Raw genomic sequence first — 6645 nt, 5'->3', positions numbered from 1 at the left:
CGCATCGGTCGGATAGAAGCGGTACTTGAACGCCCGCTTCACATGGTTCGCACTCACACTCACAAACTAGTGCAGCCACAGGTAAAGATCGAATCTGCCGGTCAGAGCACTACGATCCGCCCCGGCGGCGAATCGCAGCTCGTTGCCCTGCTCCGCAGGAGTCCGATTCCTCTCCGCCCTGAACGGCGGAGTATCCACGGAGATACCGGATGAAGCTGACCCACCGCCGGTCCATGACCACCATGAAGATGTCGCCGCTGAACAGTGCACCGCGTCCCTCGGGGTCATCACCCCAATGCAGCACGGTGCCTCCGGCGAAGTGCGTGCCCGCGTTGATCAGCGTCATGCCAGGCGCGATCTGATGGGTGTCGCCGGTCCAGTACTCGATCGCCGGATCGGGCCGCCCGACCCATCGAGCCGGCCGCGCCGGCCACCAGCGCGCAACTCGGCCAGTGTGGTCCACTGTTGACCGTTCCAGCCGACATACTGCCGCTCGTCCAGGCAAATCGGGCAATCGGCGCGCGGCGCTCCGTACTGCACACCGCAGGTGCAGCAGATTGGAAGCTGAGTACCGGTTACGGATGCGACCGGCTTCGAAGACGACACCAGAGTCCTCCCTCTCTGTGAACCCCACCGAATCACACCACTTGGCGGTGTTCGCAGCTATCACCGAAGGGGCGTGGCATTGCGGTTGAGGTGGCCCGCGGCCCACCAGCGCGAAGAGTGGTGAGCGGGCCATCGGAAGCCGAACTCGAGCGCATGAGCGGGTCCGAGTCGGGGCGATTCAAGGTGGGGCCAACTGCAGGTTCTGGCCCGATTTCTGTGATCCGTGCACGCCGAGTTATAGCCGCCCAGCAGACCTGGCTAGTGCTGTGACCGGGAATGTTCGCCGAGTTCGTGGCCGCAGTGGTCGGCTGGGTGGTGGCCACCATTCCGGAAGGGCGGCGTAGGTGTCGCTGACCCTCGCCGCGACAGTGGGCGGCGCGTCGTTCGTCGCCCAGCCCATCTGTCCCTCGCAGGTTTTTACGGTGGGCCAGGTTCATTCGACCGCCGTCGCTGTTCCTGGCGGGTCGCGGCGCGGAGGTGGCGACCCGCCAGGACCAGAGGCTGGTCGGTTCACCGGGAGCGCGAGGCGGCCTCCAAGACCTCGTGGACGGTCTTCGCGGGGTGACCGATGGTGGCTTCCAGTGTCGGATCGGTGGCGTTGAACTCGCCATTGCGCGATGCCGCGAACATCGTCAAGGAGAACTCCGCAGCCGGCCGCGGCATCCCGCTGGCGACTGCTGCGGATATCCACTCGTTGTCGTCCATGACGACTCGGGTGATGGTCCGGCCGGTGATGCGGCCGAGGATTTCGGCAACGTCGGCGAAGTCCAGCGTGTGGGGGGCTGTCAGCGGCGGCGTGATCCCCTCGAGTGCGCCGTCTTCGGTCAGGGCGGAGGCCGCGGCTTCTGCCAGGTCCTCGTGGGCCGTCCAGGACACCGGGCCATCCTGCGGCACGGCGAGCGTGCCGGTTTCCAGCGCCGCGCCGATGCAGGAGTCCAAGGTGGAGGCATAGAACCCGTTGCGAAGAGCGGTGTAGGGGACTCCTTGCTGCTTGAGGTGCTCCTCGGTAGCCGCGTGGACCTTCTGTGGCGGGAAGAGCGACGTGGGAGAGGCGGCCTGGTGGCTGGTGTAGAGGATGCGTTGGGCGCCCGCTTCCCGTGCTGCGTCGATGGCGGCGCTGTTGGCGGTCAACGCGCCGCCGCCTCGAATGGCCGCGGAGACGACCAGGACGCGCTCGGCATCTTCGAAGGCGTGCTTGAGACTGTCGGGTTCGGTGAAGTCTCCCGCGCGGACTCGGACGCCGCGCTCGGCAAGGTCGGCGGCCTTGCTCACGTCGCGCACACTGACGCCGATCCTGTCGGCCGGTACCCGCTCCAGCAGGCGATTGACGATCAGCGACCCGAGGTGGCCGGTGGCTCCCGTGACGATCAGCATCGGTGGCTCCAGTCTGATGATGTTTCCAACGGAACTGAAATAACGGTATCACTGATAATTCCATTGATTGCGCCCATGTGAGTCCATCCGGAGACTGGGCGACTGAACAGCACCTTCAGGCAGGTCACCCGCGGAGAGTTGGCAATATCGGCGATAACATCGCCTGTCACACACGGGCGATACCATCGTCTCCATGGCACCGAACGCGCAGCGTCGAGACATCACCCGGGACCGCATCGTGAAGGCTGCGGCCGGCCTGCTGCGCGACCAGGGTCCGGCCGCGGTGACCACGCGCCGCGTGGCGCACGAGGCCGGGCTGCAGCCTCCTGCTCTCTACCGCTTCTTCCAGGACAAGGACGACCTGCTGGATGCCGCCGCGGAACATGTCTTCGCCGAACATGTGGCGGGCAAGCAGACCACCGCGCCCTCGGACGACCCTGTGGAAGACCTCCGCGCCGGATGGAACACGCAGATCAGCTTCGGGCTGGCCAACCCGTACGTCTACGGCCTGTTGCTCGACCCGGCCCGCGCACGCGACACCCCGGCACAGGGCAAGGGTGTGCTGATCCTCGCCGAGCGTGTGCACAGAATCGCCGCCGCCGGGCGGCTCCGGGTGAGCGAGGAACGCGCCGTCAACCTCGTCCGCTCGGCGGGGATCGGAACCGTCCACACCCTGCTGACCCTGCCACCAGAGCAAAGCGACCCGCGCCTGGCCGACGCCGCCTTCGACGCGATCGCTCGCGCCATCCTCGCAGATGAGCCCGCTGTCCCCACCCAGGACCCGGCGGCCGTCGTTGCGGCCTTCCGCACCCTCTTGCCGGAACTGCCCAGTCTCAGCAAAGCTGAAGCCGCGCTTCTCGACGAGTGGCTGCAACGCTGATCCAGCACCGCGCTACGGCCCTGGCCACGATGGCAAGGTTTCGACCACCGCTTCTGGAAACCAGACCGAGGCACACGCACTGTCCCGTGCCCGGAACTCCGAAAGCGCCTTGTGAATGCTGCTGACCGGAGGCCCTCACGCGGCAAGAGCGGGTCTGCCGCCCCAGCGGATTCCCTTGTCACTGCGGATGCCTGCGCGCTCTCGGCGTTGGGCTGCGAGGACCTCGGGGTGGCGGGCGTTCTTGTTGCGCCAGCGCAGGTAGGCGTGCAGGGCCCGGGGCTGCGCGTGGTGATTGGGGTGGTGGGAGTTGGCGACGGTGAACTGCCGCAGCGGCCCGAAGTGGGCCTCGATGGGGTTGGCCCAGGACGCGTAGGTCAGGGTGAAGCACAGCTCGACCCGGCTCTTCTTCGCCCAGCGGCGGATCCGCTCGCCTTTGTGGGCGGACAGGTTGTCCAGGATGACGTAGATCGGAGCGCCGTCCGGTCGGGCTGCGCGGATCGACCTCAGTGCGGCCAGGGTGTTCACGGCACCCTTCTTGCGGCGGTTGACGCCCCACAGCCGGTCGTCGCCGACGGAATAGCAGCCGTGGAAGTACCGCACCCCGTGGGTGCGGTGGTAGGTCGCGGGATGGCGCTCGGGGTGACCGGCGGGAGCCCAGCCGGCCCCGCGGTGGGGCGGATGCCGAGCGGCCCGAACTCGTCGAACGCGAACACGCGGTCCGGGAAGCGTTCCAGCACCTCCTCGATTCGGTCGAGCTTGGCGTCGCGGTCGGGGTCGGGGGACTCCTTCCAGGTCTTGGTGCGTTGGAAGGTGATGGCGCGGCGGGCGAGCAGGCACCGTAATGCCTTGCGGCCGATCCGGATGACACGGCCGTGCACTTTCCGCGGGTAGGCGGCGAGTTTGCGGATGGACCAGCGGGTGAAGGGCTGGCCGAGCCTGGTCGGGCGGGTGGTGGCCGTCTGGACGACGAAGTCCTCGTTCGTCAGGGCTGAACAGGCGGGGACGGCCTCCCGCCCACCGAGGGTCCAGACAGGCCAGGCCAATCTCGTTGAACCGGTGGATCACGTCACGCACGGTGTCCCCGTCGGCCTGGGCCAGCTTCGCGATCACCGGGACCCGGTTTCCGCCGGCCGAGGCCAGCAGCATCATCGCGCGTCGGTACCGCACCGAACTGGTGCTGCCTCGGCGCACGATCTGCTGCAGCTTCTGCCCCTCCTGGTCGGTCAGCCTGCGCACACGGACAGGCTCAGCCACCACACCCCCAGCGGTCGTAAACGGACGTCGCCGCATATCCAACCGCGATGACCACCATCTCGGCGAACCTCCCGGTCACAGCGCTGGATGTACTGACCGGAGACGTTGATCGACGCGTCTCCTCGGCTGCATTACGATACGGAACGTGGCGTATATAAATAAGAGTGCTGGAGGGTCGCGCGGCCGCCCACGGGACGTCGAGTTGGAACGGCGGATCACGTCGACCGTGCTCGAGGTCCTCGCGGAGGACGGGTATGAGGGCGTCACTTTCGAGGCAGTCGCTCGTCGCTGTCAGACATCCAAGGCGAGCCTGTACCGGCGATGGGCCTCTAAGCGGGACATGGTGATTGCGGCCGTGAAGGCGGGGCCCGCCCACGACTCCACCGCCCCGCTGCCTCGCGGTGCCACCCTCCGCGAGGACTTGCTGAACCTGTGCGGCCGCTTGGAGCGCACGATGGCAGCCGCCGACAGCTCCACCGCGCTGATGCTGCTCCAGGCGGGACTTGAGGATCCCGAGCTGTGCGATGCGATCGAGGAGTCGGTTGGCCCGACGGGCGCACGGCTGCCGCAGTCAATCATCGACGCCGCGGTCGCACGCGGCGAGCTGCCGGCGGGGGCAAGCCCGTTCGCCTTCGAGGAAGTTGTCGGGGCCGTCCTCTTGCTCCGCCGAGCGAACGGACTCCTCATCGACAACGGCTACCTGGCTGCTCTCGTGGACACCGTGATCGTGCCCGCCCTCGCCGCCTCAGCCCGCAGCGCCACCACGCTGCCCTTCGGGATCTTCTCCGGACATCCCGAAGCCCGCTCGACCATCCACAACCAGGAGACCTCGTGACCACATCACTGACCATCGACAACTTCGTCTACCGAACGCTCCCGGGCCACGGTGGCGTGGACATGAACGTCGCCGTCGGCGGGCAAGGGGCAGCGGTCGTCCTGCTCCACGGCTTCCCGCAGACCCACTACATGTGGCGCCACGTCGCGCAGAAGCTTGCCAGCGACCACACGGTGATCGTCCCGGACCTTCGGGGATACGGCGCCAGCGGCAAGCCCGCAGCCGACGACCCGAACACCTACTCCAAGCGCACTATGGCCAGCGACGTCGTGGTGATCGCACACGAACTCGGGTTTGAGCACTTCGGCCTCATCGGCCACGACCGTGGTGCCCTGGTCGCCGTCCGCGCCGGCCTGGACCACCCCACGGTGGTGGACTACCTGGGCATCCTCGACGTCCTGCCGACGCTCGACACCTGGGGCGTGCTCCATGGCGTCAACGCCAAGGTCGCCTGGCACCTCTACCTCATGGCGCAGCCCGTCGGCCTGCCCGAGAAGATGATCGCTGCCGTCGCGCCCGAGTTCTTCGGCTCCTTCCTGGACGCATGGGACCCGACGGGGGCCACGTTCAGCGCCCAGGAGCGCGACTACTACGTCAACAGCTCCATCGCCGCGATCGACTCGATCGTCGCCGACTACCGCGCCACGGCCAGCATCGACCTCGACATGGATGCTGCAGATCGAGAGCGCGAGGCTCAGCTGACGATGCCCGTCGGCGTCATCTCGCAGGACTGGGGCTCCCAACTCGGCTTCGACGCGTCCGCCCTCTGGCGCGCCTGGGCACCCGACCTCACCTACCAGGCCACCACCAGCGGCCACTTCATGGCCGAGGAGAACCCGGACGAGATCACCGGGTTCATCACCGGCCTCGGATCCCGCGCGCCGCACGCGAAGCGCTGACCGTTATACGCCAAACGCGTGGGGGGCTCATCCCATGAGAAGAGCCCCTCGACCTATCGAACGGACCACATGCCACACCCGAACGCTGCCCTCACACCCCGCCACCGGCTGAAAGTCGCTCGCCTCGTCGTCGACGACGGGTGGCCGATCAGTGAGGTCGCCGCCCGCTTCCAGGTCTCCTGGCCGACAGTGAAGCGGTGGGTTGTTCGCTACCGGGCCGGCGAGCCCATGCACGACCGCTCCTCACGCCCGAAACACTCGCCCAACAAGGCGAGCAAGGCGGTGACGAAGAGATGCGTCAGCTTGCGCATGCGGTTACGGGAAGGGCCGGTCCAGCTCGCGGCAAGGCTGGGCATCGCGCCGTCGAACGTGCACCGCATCCTCACGACGGCGCGCCTGAATCGGCTGTCGTACGTGGATCGGGCAACGGGTGAGCCGATCCGCCGCTATGAGCACCCGAGGGCGCTGGTGCATGTGGACGTGCAGAAGCTGGGGAACATCCCCGACGGCGGTGGCTGGCGCTACGTCGGACGCAAGCAGGTAGACCGCAACCGCGCGGTCACGCCGGACAAGCCGAAGAGCCCTGGCGGCACGTCTGCTGCAGACGGTGCTGCTCGCGGCGCTCTTGCTGGTCGGCGGCCTCGCGCCGCCGGCCGACGCCCACCCGATGAGCACCTCCGCCGTCCTCCTCGACATCGGCGACGACCGGGTCGAGGGGGAGGTGCAACTGCCCCTGGACCGCCTCGCCATCGCTGTGGACCGCGACCTCACCCGCGAGGGCGTCCTCGGCGCCGACG

At 67.7% G+C, this 6645-nt stretch carries 5 protein-coding genes and 2 pseudogenes; 4 read left to right on the top strand and 3 right to left on the bottom strand.

Annotated elements, in window-relative coordinates:
* Positions 1–109: 109 nt before the first annotated feature.
* Positions 110–346 carry a hypothetical protein gene (locus ADK57_RS50825; protein WP_053747839.1) on the bottom strand — a complete coding sequence of 79 codons (237 nt, stop codon included), beginning with the start codon at positions 344–346 and terminating at the stop codon, positions 110–112.
* 770 nt (positions 347–1116) lie between these two features.
* Complete coding sequence (locus ADK57_RS03510) at positions 1117–1980, bottom strand: SDR family oxidoreductase (RefSeq protein WP_053747838.1); 864 nt, start codon at positions 1978–1980, stop codon at positions 1117–1119.
* A gap of 193 nt (positions 1981–2173) precedes the next feature.
* Here ADK57_RS03510 and ADK57_RS03505 point away from each other — a divergent pair, with 193 nt between their 5' ends.
* A complete protein-coding gene (locus ADK57_RS03505) occupies positions 2174–2860 on the top strand; it encodes a TetR/AcrR family transcriptional regulator (protein ID WP_053747837.1) in 687 nt (228 codons plus the stop codon).
* Positions 2861–2995: 135 nt separating this feature from the next.
* On the opposite strand, the pseudogene ADK57_RS03500 reads toward ADK57_RS03505, so the two are convergent.
* Positions 2996–4114 (bottom strand): annotated as a pseudogene (locus ADK57_RS03500) (IS630 family transposase).
* Positions 4115–4259: 145 nt separating this feature from the next.
* Between ADK57_RS03500 and ADK57_RS03495 the strand changes: the two are divergent.
* The 3 genes and pseudogenes from ADK57_RS03495 to ADK57_RS46825 form a co-directional block, all read left to right on the top strand.
* On the top strand, positions 4260–4949 hold the full coding sequence (locus tag ADK57_RS03495; RefSeq protein ID WP_053747836.1) for a TetR/AcrR family transcriptional regulator: 690 nt from the start codon (positions 4260–4262) through the stop codon (positions 4947–4949).
* Positions 4950–5011: 62 nt separating this feature from the next.
* Positions 5012–5848 (top strand): alpha/beta hydrolase, encoded by an 837-nt coding sequence (locus tag ADK57_RS03490; RefSeq protein ID WP_053747842.1) that lies wholly within the window; start codon positions 5012–5014, stop codon positions 5846–5848.
* Positions 5849–5917: 69 nt separating this feature from the next.
* A pseudogene (locus ADK57_RS46825) lies at positions 5918–6439 on the top strand (helix-turn-helix domain-containing protein); the annotation flags it as partial.
* Positions 6440–6645 lie beyond the last annotated feature (206 nt).

It is taken from the genome of Streptomyces sp. MMG1533 (assembly GCF_001279775.1).
GTDB lineage: Bacteria > Actinomycetota > Actinomycetes > Streptomycetales > Streptomycetaceae > Streptomyces.
The sequence above is the reverse complement of the archived record's forward strand: the minus strand, read 5'-3'. Positions and strand labels throughout refer to the sequence as shown.

Excerpts from the sequence above, each read along its gene's own strand:
- ADK57_RS50825 (WP_053747839.1), bottom strand. The coding sequence starts at position 346 with ATGACGCTGATCAACGCGGGCACGCACTTCGCCGGAGGCACCGTGCTG.
- ADK57_RS03510 (WP_053747838.1), bottom strand. The coding sequence starts at position 1,980 with ATGCTGATCGTCACGGGAGCCACCGGCCACCTCGGGTCGCTGATCGTC.
- ADK57_RS03505 (WP_053747837.1), top strand. The coding sequence starts at position 2,174 with ATGGCACCGAACGCGCAGCGTCGAGACATCACCCGGGACCGCATCGTG.
- ADK57_RS03490 (WP_053747842.1), top strand. The coding sequence starts at position 5,012 with ATGAACGTCGCCGTCGGCGGGCAAGGGGCAGCGGTCGTCCTGCTCCAC.